This window comes from Alteromonas sp. ABH4_454, assembly GCF_056311775.1.
Genome location: NZ_CM149972.1, coordinates 893298 through 908239, shown reverse-complemented (window position 1 = coordinate 908239; position 14942 = coordinate 893298). Strand labels below are relative to the sequence as shown.

Genomic DNA, 14942 nt, shown 5'->3' with positions numbered 1-14942 from the left:
ATTATCATCCACCTACTAATGTCATGCTCAAAGCGGAAACCAGCGTCACAGATAATTTATTTATTAGGTCTAAATGTTCATTTTTAGTCACTTCACTTTCTTTGATTTGAGACTCTCTATGTGTGACAGCACTCTCAATTACTCTCTCCCACTCATCTTTCGAACAAAACGAATCGAATAATTCCCACATATCCTGTTCTCCAGATACTTGAACTTCAAAATCTCTATAACCACTATCACGCTCATCCTTCGATGCTTTTACCGGCTTTTCTAGCAACTTCAGTATCGCTTCATTGTTGACTAGGTTCCCAGAGTCATCTACCCACTCAGTTACTACGTGGGGTTCGAACATTGCATCAAGTTTCCTCTGTTCCACAACTGAACCTTCATTTGACTCACAGGAAACTAGCCAATTCAGCTTAAAAAAAGTCTTGGGCTTTTCGAGTTTTATCTTTATTTGTCTCAAAATTGAGCTTACAAGTCCTAAAGTACTCGCATGAGTAAAATTGTAGATCGTATCGATAAAAGGTTGGCCATATCTCAATGGATAAGCACCAGTTTTGGCGGTAACTTCCCTGTCAGGTGTCATTGGTTTTGTAGAGGGGTTCCGTAATCCACTATTAAAGTCCATTCCTAAAATACAGTGGTGTAAAAAGTCGTCTATATTTAAACGAGTTATTCCAAGTCTATATTGATAAACAATTGAGGAATCCTCATTACGAGTTACACCAAATTTTAAACTCCGTTTTATCCAACTTTGTAATGAGTTATGTAAAGATTCAGCATTTAGGTCAACGTTCTGAATGTTCTCGGCAAACTTTTTGATAGAAGCGAGATCAATCTGCATTTCATTCCAAACTTCCTGATCTGCTACCTTCTTCCGCTCTTTTGCAATTAAGCCTTTTTCACCCCCCAACTTATTTCTAAGACAAGTTAAGTGTCCAAAACCGTTTGCTAACAGGTTAGCTTCTTCAAGTTGGATAGCTTCTTCTACAACTAATTGGATACTTGCCGTTGTTTCATCAAATACGCCAATGGTGTCTTTCAAAAGAAGAGTCCAGTTTTGGATGAAACCTTCATAATTTGGAACAAGAACATAGTTCTCAATCGGTTTCATGCTTTTCGAAGTCGCACTATACCTATTTAACCTACCAATACGTTGCTCAATTCTTACCAAAGAGCGTGGTATGCTGTAATGAATCGCGAGTCGAGAGGATCCTTGTAAATTTAACCCATCCTCACCTTTTTCATCAGTAATGAGTACTTTTAATAAGGGGTCTGCAACAAAAAGCGGCCTAAAATCTTGAGAATGTCTTTCTACATCGCTTCTATGTTTTTGCAAAAATGTATAAAGGTGATCCGCCGAGGCTTTATTTCCGCAGAAAATAACTACTTTGCCATCTACATTTTTTGCCAACCATTCTTCAAGTACATTTTTTGTAAGTTCATCCTTGTTGTTTTGTTCAACGAGCGCCGACTCCTTCATAATCATGAATGTTTCAGAAAACTGCTGATAATCATCAGTGTTAATTAATTTATCGAGTTCATGCGAAAAACTCTTTGGAGAATCTAAAAGTGCGTCCAAAAGAGTTATCACACTTTGGTTTTTTTGCTCAAAGCCTTCACAAATCAGGTAGTCTCTATAGTCATCTAATTGCTGATCTAATGAGGGTAATTGTTTAGCAGTTTCCCATTTATACAGTGCGCAATCACCAAGGCCCGGAAAAAGTAGTTCTATCGAACCGTTTTTGCTACCTCTCCTATTACGGATAAAACGTTGAAACAATCTATATTTTTCACCAAAATGCACCTTAAGCTCATGAATTGCCGAGTTTCTTTTATCCTCATCCTTATTCTTATTGAAGTAATCGATCTCAGGCCTTAGACGCTCAATCAGTGTCGTTAATTCCGCATCCCCCAAGCCCAAACTTTCTAATTCATCTATTATCCCAGCCAATGTAAAGTCGTCAGACTCTGGTGAAATTGCTGTATAAATCCCTGAAAAGCGCTCCCTTTCGCTTACCTTTTTGTTGAATTCATCAATACCTGCCTCAGTAATTTTGTAGCTTTCCGGGTTAAGACAATGCAACATAGCCAAGAAACTTTTCGCATTCCCAGCAATAGGCGTACCCGATAGAATAACTGTGGAACGTGCATTTGAACAAAAAGTGACTATTTTTTCGTAATTTACAAAACTGTCGCTATCCCATGCCAAGTCAGCGAGGTTATGCCCTTCATCAACCACAACCATAGTTGGTTTATTTTCATTCACATCAAACAACGGCAAATCAAAATAATCACAGACAAAGACTTTTTGATCTTCCTCTAACTCATCGCCAAGCACATCTTCTAAATGAAATTTTAATGTTAACTCCTCTTTCCATTGGCTAATTAGGGAAGCAGGAGTAATAACCAATACACAAGCATTGTCTTTAAGCTCAAGAATATGTTCTCGGATCAAAAAGCCAGCTTCAATAGTCTTGCCTAAGCCAACCTCATCACCCAATAGGTATTTTTGATTTGAGTCTTTCAGAACTTGCAATACGACAGATAATTGATGGGCTTCTAAGTTAACTGCACTACTTGTTAAAGAAGATATTGATTTACAAGCAGCTCTTTGTTCTATATACGAGGAAATAAAACTTGTTCTGTTTACATAATGCTTATGAGCAGTTGTTGCCTGAGAAGCTAAAAATTTAGACGCGGGAAATGAAGCATATTCTAACAAATTGGGGACGAACAAGTCCTCTAACTCGAATATCTCTGACTCTTTACTATTAAAATAAACTAAATGTTTATCGTTTGGTCTTTCGCCATCGTAGAATCCCAATCGCCAACGTTTCTGTGGCCCAAACTGCACATAGATAGGTGTTTTCTCGAATAACTTGCTTTTTCCAGTTAGTTCACTCCCTTTAACTTCGACTTTTTTATCAAATGGAGTTAAAGGAGAAGTAAAAAAACCGACTATCGCGCTTTGGTCTGTCTTAGAAATTGATAAAATCTTACCTATGCCAATGAAAGAACTACTTTCAACCAGAGAACCGATTATTAATCTCATACTACTTTCTCTTTTCTATCACCTTTTTGCTTAAAACAGTAAAAGTCGACATGACGAAAAAATGCTCGATGGGATAAGAGGAGGGCTGTTTGCTTAAAACCGTTAGAACAATGTGATTTGGACAATACGCTTAAAACTTCAACAAAACGCATTCTACATCCTTATAGTTAGTCTTTAGTCTAATAAAATAACATTGAATTATTTATTGATCCAACGGCGTTTATCGATAGATCAGTATGATTAAATTGTATTAGGTATTAATTCAACTCTTTTGCACATAAGCGTTTTTTTTAGTCAGCCGCTTTAAAATCTTTTACATATCTCTGCCCTAGCTTGGCTAAAGCCATGTTTACATCTAGTTCTTCATCTTCAATCAAGAATTTCATTGCTGCCCTCAACACGAAATCACTATTTTGTTTGTATTGTTTTGCGAATTCTCGGCAAGGCTGCTTAATCTCATTTTCAAGCTCTTTTAGTTTCATCGTATGATGAAAGTTTTCTATCGCTTTTTCGAAAGACTCTCCGCCTTCAAAATAGAGTTGGCTTAATTTGCTCTTTTTTATTTGATAAGTTGAACACGCAAACTCTAGGGCTTCCTTAAAGCTATTAAATTCGTATTCGAACACTTTGAACAGTCTTTTTTCGGGTTTGGCAACTCGTGTAATACTGCCATTTACCTCATAGTCAAAACCTGGAAAACGAATTCTTGAAATAGCTTCTTTGCCAAGGTTAGAGCCGCCTTTTAGACTTCTTTGGAATGAAGCGTCCATCTCTTGTATTTCGTCTTCATTCCAGTGATTAAATACTCTAATCGCCTTTTCGTATTTGTCTGCTAATAGCCCTTTTAAAGCATCTATTCGTAAATCTAGCGATCCAATATTCTGCTTTTTAAGCAAATCTCGACATTCAGTACAGGCAGGCACAGATATAAAATCAGCCTCTCTGCTTGCTTCTCGCCAGTCATGAATAAAATTAATGGGGGGAATATAGTCTGAACATGAGGCTTCACAGCCACAATAGATACAGCGATTAAAATCAGCGGAGTGAACAGCTTTTAAAGGTTCGTAATACTTTTCGTAGTCCATTACTAATGACGCGCCTTTCATTGAAATTTTATGTCATCTCTTATGACATACTTTCAAACATAGTCTAAATTTGACGGCTTGTGAATAGCTAAACTAAGAATCTAAAACAATCTCAAGCTTCTGATAAATATATCATAATTCACTTATAAATGAAGAACCGCCTTTCGCCAGCACTCCTCCAAAACAACTAAACTCTTTATCGAACACATCGCACTATGGTTTTGCTACCCTCATTTTTCAATACGCTAATCATTAGCACTAATTGAGTTTATAATAGCGGTTAAACCGTTTTTGAATTACATCGACCAACGTGAGTAGAACATGGCCCATAAAGTACGTTATAGGTTCAAAGGTGTGGCAAAAGAGATAAATTTTTCTTACAGCCGCCATCAAAATATGCATGAAGCTGTGGCCGATGCTGAGGGAATAGACCTTTCTCAGTTCCTGCAAACTGAACAGCAGCTTGCCGCTATTAGTAAAGACAAAAAAACCGTAAGAAACTTCAGAGATACCGAATTTGCAAAAATGGGGTTTTCTGATTTGTACTTCTTAAAAAACGGTCAAGAATGATGGTCCTCAACCAACCCGTGAAAAACCTCAATCGCCCTATCGAAGCTTTCATCGTTGTCGAAATATAACTGACTTAGTCGGCTCTTCTTTATTTTGTAGGTGGCGCTGGCAAAGGCTAGCGCTTCTCTAAAGCTGCTAAATTCTTCATCGAACACTTTGAATACTTGGTGCTGCGGCTTTGCCACCCGCGTTATGCTGCCGTTTACCTCAAAATCGAACCCAGAAAATTGAAGGCGTGACAGGGTTTCTTTGCCCAATCGCATGCCGCCTTTTAGGCTTATTTGAAATGCGGCGTCCATTTCTTCAATTTCTTCCATGCTCCAGTGGTTATATACCCTAATGGCCTTTTTGTATTTTTCAGCCAAACGCTTTTTTAAAGTGTTTATTCTGGGCTCTAAGGTGCCGTTGTTTTCGCTTTTTAATAGGTCGAAGCATTCGTTACATGAAGGCACGGAAATAAAGTCGGCCTGTAGGTGCCCGCTTTGCCAGTCGTGAATAAATTTTATGGGCGGAATAAAATCTTGGCGTGCAGTCTCGCAGCCGCAATAAAAGCAACGCCCGAAGTCTTCTGAATTCACAGCTCTTAGTGGCTGGTAGAATTTTTGGTAATTCTTTTCTGACATGCTGCTATTTGCTTGAACGTTGTTGCTAAAAAACTAGGCTATTTATGGAGGCTACGTTAACACAGCACGCCTTTTGTGAAAGTTAATTGTGCCGCTTCAAAATGAAAAAAGCGCCACCTTTTGGTAGCGCTTTGCTTTATAACTTAATCACTATTTATAAGTTACTCAGTACACCTACAGTCGCGACGGCTTGCTGTGCGGGTCACCTTCAATGTGGTCTTTCGGCCCGCGCGGTTTGGGTTTTGCGGCTATAGGCACGTCTTCTTCGGCCTCCTCACCTTCCTCGTCAATGTCCCAACTGCCCTCTTCGCTCCATGGGTCGTCGTCTGGGAACTCACCAATGTTGATTTCTTTTACCGAGTAGTCGGGCTGGTAACGCATGTCATAGTTTGCGGCCCTTACTATGGCAATACACAACATAAAGGCTACGGCTAATAGCGGTACGCCACCTATTATTGATGCGGTTTGTAGTGTTTCTAACCCGCCCACAAACATAAGCACTATGGGCATGAAAGATAGCGCAAAGGCCCAGAATAAACGGTTCCAACGCAGTGGCTCTTCGTCTACTTCTTTTTGTACTACGGCAGCCAAAATGTAAGAAATGGAATCGAACGTGGTGGCGGTAAAGATTAGTGCCAGTAGCGTGAATACAGAAATAACTAAATAGTCGAGCGGCAGCGTATGCAGCATGGCAAAAATAGCCGCTGTTGGGCTTTCTTGATTCAGTATGGTAACTACGTCTAGTTCACCCGATAGCTGTAAATACAGGCCGTAATTGCCCATTACCATGAAGAATAAGAAGCAGCCCATGGTGCCGAAGAACATAGAGCCTGCCACCATGGTTCGAATGGTACGCCCTCTTGAAATACGCGCTATAAATAAGCCTACGCTTGGTGCAAATACCAGCCACCATGCCCAGTAGAATATGGTCCAGTCTTGTGGAAAGTGGGTGTTTTCAAAGCCGTTGAATTCGGCGAAGGGCTCTAGCCATGTGGCCATTTTAATGATGTTACTCATTACCCGGCCAAGGGCGTCTAAGCCGGTATTAGCCATAAATAGCGTGGGCCCAACAATGAAGATAAATAGCAGTAACCCTACGGCCAGCCAAAAGTTAATGTCTGACAGCAGCTTAATGCCTTTTTTAAGGCCAACATACGCGCTGTAGCCGAATATGGCGGTACAGGTTATTAGCACCACCACCTGCGTAGTTAGCGATTTAGGTACACCGAATAGTTCGTGCACCCCTTCGTTTATCATAGGTGCCGCCAAGCCAAGCGTAGTTGCCCCGCCGCCTAGCATGCCGAAGATAAAGCTGATATCGATAATTTTGCCTAGCCAGCCATGAGCCATTTTCTCGCCTATTACCGGCATTAGGGCTTCGGATATTTTAAGTACGCTGTGATTACGTACGTAGTAGAAGTAAGCAATGGGTACCGCAGGAATAAGGTAGATAGCCCAGGCTAACGGCCCCCAGTGGAATATGCCGTAGGCCGCGGCCCATTTTGCGGCTTCTGGAGTCTCGCCTTCTATATGAAACGGCGGCGCTTGGTAGTAGTACACCCACTCAATCATTGACCAGTATAAGATAGACGCCCCAATGCCGGCGCAAAACAGCATGGCGGCCCAGGATACGGGCGAGAACTCGGGCTTTTCTTCAGGCTCGCCCAGTTTTATTTGGCCAATGTCGCTGAACATGATGTACACCATGAAGCCACCTGCGCCTACACCAAGTAACAGGTATAAAACCCCCAGTTTACTGGTAACGAATTCTTTGGCCGTGGCTACCCACTGTGCGCCTTGGTCGGGCCAAATGATAAGGGGGATGGTGACGGAAAGAAGAAGAATAAGAGAGCCAAAAAACGTAGGCTTATCAATTACGCTAAACGCGGTTTCCTGTTCAGTGCCAGCCTTTGATGAGGCTGCATCTCGGGTATTACTACTCATACACGATCCTTTGTTTTATTTTTATAGACGCCATTATGCTGTACCGCTTTAAACGGGCATTCTTTTAAAATAGTTTAACAGAATAGTGTGAAATGAGGTGGGCAATGATTTTTTAGCGCGCTTGCGCGTTGTTCACAAAGAGTTTTAAAAAAGGATTATTAACGAAGAGTTTGCACGTAAGTGCTTTAGCCCAAATCAGTTGGGCTAAAGCGTTTTCATGTAGACCATACGTTATTTATTCACGTGCTGAGTTTCGGGCTTAGCCAGCCACTCTCTGCCTTTTAGCATGCCTTCCCAATAAATGGGAGGAAGCAACTTTTCTTTTAAATACCATGCTAGGCGCGACGGTTTCGTGCCATCCAATACCCACGCCGGCATGCTGTTAAGGATTTTCCCACCGTAGCCAAATTCGGCCAATATCACTTTGCCTCGCTCAACAGTAAGCGGGCAGCTGCCATAACCGTTGTATATGGCTTTATCTGTTTGTACACCACGCTCGTAAAGTAAGTTATTGGCAACCACGGGGGCTTGCATGCGCGCCGCCGCCGCGGTTTTAGCATTAGGCGCGTTTATGGCGTCGCCAAGGGCAAAGATATTTTCAAACGATTTGTGCTGTAGCGTTGACTGGTCGACATCAATCCAACCATTGCCATCAACAAGCGGGCTGACTTTGATAAAATCTGGCGGAGACTGGGGCGGAACCGCGTGCAGCATGTCGAATTCAGTTTCAACAAGCGGGGCGTCTGGGTTTGCCACCTTCTTAAATGAAGCCACTTTCGCTTTGCCATCAACCTTTACTAGCTGGTGTTCAAAGTTAAGGTTTGCGTGGTACTTCTTAATGTATTCCATAAGTGCCGGCACGTATTCTTTTACACCAAAAAGTACGGCACCCGTGTTATAGAACTCTACGTTAATATCGTTTAGCACGCCTTCTTTAAACCAGTGGTCGCAAGACATATACATGGCTTTTTGCGGCGCACCTGCACACTTAATTGGCATTGGCGGCTGTGTAAATACTGCCTTCCCCTTTTTAAGGTTTTTTACCAATTCCCATGTGTACGGCGCCAAGTCAAAACGGTAGTTTGACGTCACACCATTTTCACCTAGGGTTTCGCTTAAGCCTTCTACTTTGTTCCAATCTAGCTTAATACCGGGGCAAACCACCAAGTGTTCATATTTAATGGTGCGGCAGCCGTCTACCACAATCATGTTTTCTTTTGGCGCAAAGGCCGCTACGCCGGCTTTTATCCATTTAACATTATTAGGAATAACAGAAGCCACAGTGCGCACGGTGTCGTTAGCGTTAAATACGCCCCCGCCTACTAGCGTCCAGCCGGGCTGATAGTAGTGCACTTCGTTAGGCTCTATTATTGCGATATCTAAATCTGGGCAGCGCGATTTCAAACTAGACGCAACAGCAACACCGCCCGCGCCCGCCCCCACAATGACTACCGCATGAGAGTGATCGGCATGGTCGCTGGGTGTTTCACCGCCGTTTTTTAGGCGTCGTACTACCCCGCTTAGGTCATAGCCGGCTTTCTGTGACAGGCAGAGTATGTCTTCATAAGAAAGGGTTTTGGTTGCGGTCATTGCCCATAGCGTAATAGAGCGTGTGCCTGTTCGGCAGTAGGCAAATACGGGGCCTTCTAGCTTTTGTAAATTCGCTTCAAACGTTATTGCGTCTTGCTGGGTTACTTTTCCGCTAACTACTGGCTGATATACGCAGGGTAAACCCAGCGACGATGCTTTGGCTTCTATTTCTGCAAAGGTAGGTTGGTCTGCCCCTTCACCATCGGGGCGGTTACAGATAATAGATTTAAACCCTGCTGCTTTTATTGCCTCCAGATCATCCACTGAAATTTGAGGGCAGACAGATAGCTGTTGCGTTACGTTGGCATATTGCATAACTCACCCCTTCAAATGGCATTTACAGGAATTTTGATGAACTGCTTACCACCTTCAGATTTTTCGCCAAACTGGCCGTTTCGAAGGTTTGCTTGAATGGCGGGTAACAGTAATTTAGGTACCGCAAGGGTTGCATCTCTTGCCTCGCGTTTTTCCACATATTCCTGGAGGGTTACGTCTGGGCGAATTTGCTTGTTCGTTTCTTTGGCTTCTTTGATAGATACTGTTGATAGCGGGGCTGCACCGTCTTTAGGGTAGTCGTGACCAAGGTAAACGGTGGTGTCGTCAGGCAGGGTGAAGAAGCGCTGGATAGTGTTGTAAAGTTGCTCGGCACTGCCGCCCGGGAAGTCGCAGCGCGCCGTCCCTAAATTAGGAGCGAACATGGTGTCGCCTACAAATATTTTGCCGTCTACCAAGAAGCTTGCGCAGGCTGGGGTATGGCCCGGCGTATGCCATACTTTTACTTCATATTCACCGATATTGAAGGTGTCGCCTTCTTCGAACAGCACATCAAACTGACTGCCATCGCTCGGCGTATCGTTCGCCGTCTCAAATACGTCTAGCCAAGTATCGAGCACCGTTTTAATACCTGAGCCAATACCAATTTTGCCGCCAATTTTAGACTTTAAATAGTGCGCCGCCGTAATGTGGTCGGCGTGCACGTGGGTTTCTAGAATCCATTTATTCTTAAGCTGGTTTTGATTGACGAAGTCGATAACTTTGTCGGCGCTTTCCATTGACGCGCGCCCCGAAAAGATATCGTAATCGGCAACCGAATCTATCACGCCACACTCTTTGGAAGCGGGGTCGAATAGCACGTAAGTAAATGTGGCCGTTTTGTTATCGTAAAATGTTTCAACGTTCATGGATGTTCTCCTAAAGAAGTTCTTTGGTCATGATGAAAACGGCAATAACTAGAGTGAAGAATGCAAAGAACTTCTGCAAAGCTGCACCGTCTAGTTTTCCCGCTACCTTCGTGGAGACAGCCATCCCAATAAACGTGGCTACCAGCATAAGCGGCAGCAAAGGCATCTCCAATTGAATTCCGGTTTGTAGGTCGCCAATGAAGCCAAGTAACGACTTTAAGGCGATAATGAATAGCGACGCGCCCACTGCATTCTTCATGGGCATGCCTAAAATAAGTACCAAGGCAGGTATGATGAGGAAGCCCCCACCCGCGCCGAGTATTCCGGTAACAACACCAACTACGGCGCCTTCAATAATTATCAGCCCAACGTTGGGTTGTTTATTCTCAACAACCTGAGTTGCTGGCGCCGATTTGCTGTAAGCCTTTTTCAACATCATGGCGGCCGAGGCCAACATCAGCATGGCGAACAGCACCATGATGCCCAGATTTTTATCTATGGTTAGCGATTGAAAAGCGATAGTTTCGGGAATGGCGGGCATGAGGAAGGCCCGTGTTAGATACACAGCAATAATAGAAGGCACAGCAAATAAAATAGACGCTTTAACGTCAACTAAACCCTCTTTGAAATACCTCACTGCGCCGAATGCGGCTGTGGCACCCACGATAAGCAATGAATAGCCGGTGGCGACATCTGGCGTAACGCCCATTAAGTAAACGAGGATAGGCACGGTAAGGATTGAGCCCCCTCCGCCTATTACGCCTAAAACCATTCCCATAAGAACAGCAGCGATGTAACCAAGAATAATCATATCGACACCTTATTTCATTTTGTTATATCATAGAACAAAATATATAATAATGTATATCTCAAATATATATTTAATTTTCGTGCTGCTGTAATATCAAGAAAGTTGAACTTAGCGTTTATGATAAATCCCATGAAAATCAATACTTTTACTAATTTAGCGTTTCGCGTTTTGATCTATCTTGCGCTGCGAAAAAATCATCTCGTGAAGACAAGCGACATTGCAGATGCGTATTTCGTGTCTTTCAACCATTTAAAGAAAGTCATTACGCTGCTTATTGAACAGGGGTATGTCACTGGTACAAAAGGTCGCGGTGGTGGTATTACACTGGCTAAAGAAGCGGAAGAAATTAATTTAGGCGATGTTTTTCGCCTTACCGTAGAAGACGTGGCATTGGCAGAATGCTTTGCATCACCAACGAATAAATGTGTTATCTCGCCCGCGTGTCGCTTGAAGTCAATTCTTCAAGACGCGGCTGATAAATTCATCAGCGAGCTTGACCAATTTACACTGCACGATTTAGTGAAAGACAGAGAGGGCGCACTAGCCATGCACCTTGCCATCGATTTTATAGAAGTTGAATAGCAGGCCTTATTTAGGCTGCTGTTTATAATATGTTTTATATGAAAATGCTTTTTGAATAAGGCATTACACAAGTAGGTTTAGGAGAGAAAATTGGAAAACTGGACATCAACTCCCTTCGAGCCGCTTGCCGGTTTGGCAGGCGGGCTGCTTATTGGTTCATCGGTGGTTTTATTACTGCTTACCCTAGGCCGTATTGCAGGTATTTCAGGTATTGCCGCAGGCGCGATGACACAGCGCGGCATTGAACGCTACTGGCGCTTGGCGTTTTTAATAGGGGTTGTTTTATCTGCTGTGCTTTACATGGTGTTTGTTGGTGATTTACAGGTGCAAACGCAAATGAGCTCGGCATGGCTGGTTGTAGCTGGTTTACTCGTAGGCTTTGGTACACGCCTTGGCTCTGGGTGTACGTCGGGCCACGGAGTGGCTGGCCTTTCAAGGCTATCCCCCCGCTCTATTGTTGCTACGCTCACGTTTATGGGTGCGGCTGTACTTACCACCACAATTATCAGGCACCTGTAAATCACCGAGGAGAGAATATTATGAGAGCAATTATCGCCTCGCTACTTTGTGGGCTGTTGTTTGGCTTAGGCCTGCTAATTTCAGGTATGAGTAACCCTGCCCGTGTACTTAACTTTTTAGATTTAAGCGCCAACTGGGATGCCACGTTAGCGTTCGTAATGGGCGGTGCTATTTTAGTAGCTGCGCCAGGTATGTACTGGGTGCGCAAGCGCAACAAGCCGATGTTTGCGAACAAGTTCGATATACCAACTAGCAAAACTATTGATGCTAAATTGATATTGGGCTCTGCCGCTTTTGGTATTGGCTGGGGCATTAGCGGTTTTTGCCCAGGCCCTGCCGTAGTTGCCATTGCGTCGCTTCAAACTGATGTGCTGATGTTTGTTGGCGCGATGATTGTCGGTATGCTGGCGCAGCATTGGTTGAAGCCTAAATCGGCATAAAACATAACTGCTTTTTTCTTTGCGACTTTATCCCTTGGTGGGGATAAAGTCGTAATTATCCCCTCTAGAGGATAAACCATGGCTGCCACTTACAAAAAGTGCAAATAGCTCACTTAACGATTTGCGGTTTTCCCTTTCAATAAACCCACACCCAAGGCGGCCATAGTTACGGCAATAACGCCATTTAGATAGTTGAAAAAGGCATAGGGTGCATAGTCGAGAACCTCAACCCCAAGGGTGGCAGAGTAGAACGCGCCAGCGGTTGTCCAAGGTATAAGACCTGTAGTCATGGTAGCGCCCTCTTCTACCGACCGAGACAGTACAGCAGGGTCGAGCTGTTGTTGTTCATATTTTGCTTTGAATAACTGACAATTTAATATGATTGAGATGTAGGCTTCGCCCATAGCCACATTGCCCAAAAAACCAGAGGCTATGGTTACCGCAATTAAGCTTGCTGTGCGCTTCACCCGTTTGATAATGCCCGCCAACAGCGCCGCTAAAAAACCCGCGCCGTGTAATATACCGCCCAGTGCGATTGCCATTAAGGCAAGCAGTAAGGTCCAACTCATACTGCTGATGCCGCCCCGCCCTAGTAGGGCGTCCAAGTTCTCTATACCCGTATTTTGCGGGGTATTTTCCCACAATGCGTTAAGTACGCTGATGGTGCTGGTGTTTTGGTAGAAGATAGCAATGATAACAGCAAGCAGAATGCTGAATGACATGGTGACTTCAGCAGGGACTTTTTTGATACTTAGTACCGTAAGCAATAGTAGCGGTAACAGTGTTATATAGGGCGCAAGGTTATAATGCGTGGCAAGCGCTGCTTTAATTTCAACGACCTGTTCAACATTTAAATTCTGGTTTGCGTAACTAAAACCTATTACCAAGAAAATAACGAAAGTAAGAAGGAAGCTAGGCACCGTTGTATAAAGCATGGAATACATATGCCGATAGAGGTTCGAGCCCGCACTCATTGCTGCGAGGTTGGTGGTATCAGAAACTGGTGACATTTTATCGCCAAAGGTTGCTCCACATACCACCATGGCCGCTACAATGGGAGGCGGTATATTCATGGCAGCGCCAATACCCATTAGCACCACGCCCATGGTCCCTACGGTTCCCCACGATGTGCCTGTTGATACCGACATTACCGCACAAAGAATTAACCCCACTGCCAGAAACACACTGGGGTTTAGCCAACTTAACCCATAATAAATGAGCGTTGAGATAGTGCCGCTTTGCATAAAGCTGGCGATAACCATTCCAATAAGTATGAAGATATAAATCGCCGGCATGGCACGGGTTAATGCGCTGGTCATTAATTCGCGAATTTGCAGGTACGTGTACCCCAAACTAAAAGCATTCGCCCCAGCCCACAGCAAACATAAAAATATGAGCGCGTGAAGGCTAATACCTAAGCCGAACAACCCACCTGCTATTAACGCGACAATAACGCCAAAACAAAGCAGTGACTGAGCAAAACTGGGGCTAGGTAAAGATTGAGGCGACGTTAGTGACACGTGGATACGCTTAAAAATTAAGTGGTAAGAACAGTATAACGACTTTGCGATGTGGTGTGATCAAGAAAAGAGCAGCGTTAGTCATTACCTATTCAGGTTTGCCTTTCTGCCGAGGAGCATTTTGAAAAGATTGTCGATAACAACCCGCCGTCATGCCTATGTGTTTTTTGAAGAACCTTGAGAAGTAGGGGTAATCCTTAAAGCCAAGGCTGTAGCATAGGTCTTGTATTGGTTGTTGGGTGTAAACCAATTTCCGTTTCGCTTCGTCAATTAATCGCCTTTGAATAATGTTTTTGGGTGACTCTCCTAAATTTTTATTACATAGGCGATTTAAGCTAGACATAGAAACAAATAGTTCGCTGGCATATTTGGATAAGGGCCAGTGCTCTAGGTAGTGCTCTTCTATTAGCCTTTTAAATTTGGTCAATATGCGCGCTTCGTGTGGCCCAGCACTGTATTCAAGCTGCTGCTCTGCTGCTAGTCGTTGAAGGGTTAACAACACAAGCTTTGTTAACAACAGCAATGATTGGTCTTGATTTTGTAGGGCACGCTTTAGCTCGTCGCGAATATCAACGAAGTATCGCGTTAACCTATTAAACTGCGGACTGTCTTCTTGAAACACATGAGCAGAATGGAAAAGGTTGTTTATGGCGGTGTCTTGCGCATTTTGCATTTCTTCGCCCAAGATAGCGCTTGTAACAGATAGTACAAAACCTTTAATGTTTGGCTGAAACGTAAAGCCATGTACTACCCCCATAGGAATAGTTACTGCGCATTTCCCCCTTATGCTGAATGTTTTTTTGTTTAACGTAACGTTTGCCTGCCCATCTAAAATGTACAACACTTGAAATAAATGTGCATGTCTGTGCGGTTTTATTACCCAGTCCAGGCTTTCACTTCGCGTGGAGATATCTTCCAAATGCACCGCTCCCGGCCTTTCTATAAGCCCACTTTCCCCATATAGGTCGTAGTTTGGATATTGATGAATTTGCGATGTCATTTTAAAAACCATATTAAAC

Annotated in this window: 13 protein-coding genes; 4 read left to right on the top strand and 9 right to left on the bottom strand. The window is 43.5% G+C overall.

The window, feature by feature from the left end:
* Nucleotides 1-4: 4 nt before the first annotated feature.
* Entirely contained in the window at nucleotides 5-3058 is a 3054-nt protein-coding gene (gene dpdE, locus ACYX4W_RS04025) for a protein DpdE (protein WP_476074741.1), read from the bottom strand.
* Between the two features lie 290 nt (nucleotides 3059-3348).
* Nucleotides 3349-4143: a hypothetical protein gene (locus ACYX4W_RS04020; RefSeq protein WP_476074740.1), complete on the bottom strand. Its 795-nt coding sequence runs from the start codon at nucleotides 4141-4143 to the stop codon at nucleotides 3349-3351.
* A 321-nt stretch (nucleotides 4144-4464) separates the two neighbouring features.
* Here ACYX4W_RS04020 and ACYX4W_RS04015 point away from each other — a divergent pair, with 321 nt between their 5' ends.
* Nucleotides 4465-4713 (top strand): DUF2960 family protein, encoded by a 249-nt coding sequence (locus tag ACYX4W_RS04015; RefSeq protein ID WP_476074739.1) that lies wholly within the window; start codon nucleotides 4465-4467, stop codon nucleotides 4711-4713.
* Here ACYX4W_RS04015 and ACYX4W_RS04010 read toward each other — a convergent pair.
* The 5 genes from ACYX4W_RS04010 to ACYX4W_RS03990 form a co-directional block, all read right to left on the bottom strand.
* A complete protein-coding gene (locus tag ACYX4W_RS04010; RefSeq protein ID WP_476074738.1) occupies nucleotides 4704-5336 on the bottom strand; it encodes a hypothetical protein in 633 nt (210 codons plus the stop codon). The two genes, ACYX4W_RS04015 and ACYX4W_RS04010, sit on opposite strands and share 10 nt — an antisense overlap.
* A gap of 174 nt (nucleotides 5337-5510) precedes the next feature.
* Nucleotides 5511-7280 (bottom strand): BCCT family transporter, encoded by a 1770-nt coding sequence (locus ACYX4W_RS04005; RefSeq protein WP_476074737.1) that lies wholly within the window; start codon nucleotides 7278-7280, stop codon nucleotides 5511-5513.
* Nucleotides 7281-7511: 231 nt separating this feature from the next.
* Nucleotides 7512-9185, bottom strand: a complete 1674-nt coding sequence (locus tag ACYX4W_RS04000; RefSeq protein WP_476074736.1) for a bifunctional protein tyrosine phosphatase family protein/NAD(P)/FAD-dependent oxidoreductase — start codon at nucleotides 9183-9185, stop codon at nucleotides 7512-7514.
* An 11-nt stretch (nucleotides 9186-9196) separates the two neighbouring features.
* Nucleotides 9197-10051 carry an MBL fold metallo-hydrolase gene (locus tag ACYX4W_RS03995; protein WP_474857231.1) on the bottom strand — a complete coding sequence of 285 codons (855 nt, stop codon included), beginning with the start codon at nucleotides 10049-10051 and terminating at the stop codon, nucleotides 9197-9199.
* Between the two features lie 10 nt (nucleotides 10052-10061).
* On the bottom strand, nucleotides 10062-10862 hold the full coding sequence (locus tag ACYX4W_RS03990; protein WP_474834230.1) for a sulfite exporter TauE/SafE family protein: 801 nt from the start codon (nucleotides 10860-10862) through the stop codon (nucleotides 10062-10064).
* A 117-nt stretch (nucleotides 10863-10979) separates the two neighbouring features.
* Between ACYX4W_RS03990 and ACYX4W_RS03985 the strand changes: the two genes are divergently transcribed.
* From ACYX4W_RS03985 to ACYX4W_RS03975, 3 genes are all read left to right on the top strand, one after another.
* Complete coding sequence (locus ACYX4W_RS03985; protein ID WP_476074735.1) at nucleotides 10980-11444, top strand: RrF2 family transcriptional regulator; 465 nt, start codon at nucleotides 10980-10982, stop codon at nucleotides 11442-11444.
* 90 nt (nucleotides 11445-11534) lie between these two features.
* Nucleotides 11535-11963, top strand: coding sequence for a YeeE/YedE family protein (locus ACYX4W_RS03980; RefSeq protein ID WP_476074734.1), 429 nt, complete (start codon nucleotides 11535-11537; stop codon nucleotides 11961-11963).
* Nucleotides 11964-11983: 20 nt separating this feature from the next.
* A complete protein-coding gene (locus ACYX4W_RS03975; protein ID WP_474857226.1) occupies nucleotides 11984-12403 on the top strand; it encodes a DUF6691 family protein in 420 nt (139 codons plus the stop codon).
* A 113-nt stretch (nucleotides 12404-12516) separates the two neighbouring features.
* Here ACYX4W_RS03975 and nhaC read toward each other — a convergent pair whose 3' ends face one another.
* The gene (nhaC, locus tag ACYX4W_RS03970; protein ID WP_476074733.1) at nucleotides 12517-13923 is read right to left on the bottom strand and encodes a Na+/H+ antiporter NhaC; all 1407 of its coding nucleotides are present in this window, start codon (nucleotides 13921-13923) and stop codon (nucleotides 12517-12519) included.
* Between the two features lie 88 nt (nucleotides 13924-14011).
* A complete protein-coding gene (locus tag ACYX4W_RS03965; protein WP_476074732.1) occupies nucleotides 14012-14923 on the bottom strand; it encodes a helix-turn-helix domain-containing protein in 912 nt (303 codons plus the stop codon).
* Nucleotides 14924-14942: the final 19 nt, after the last annotated feature.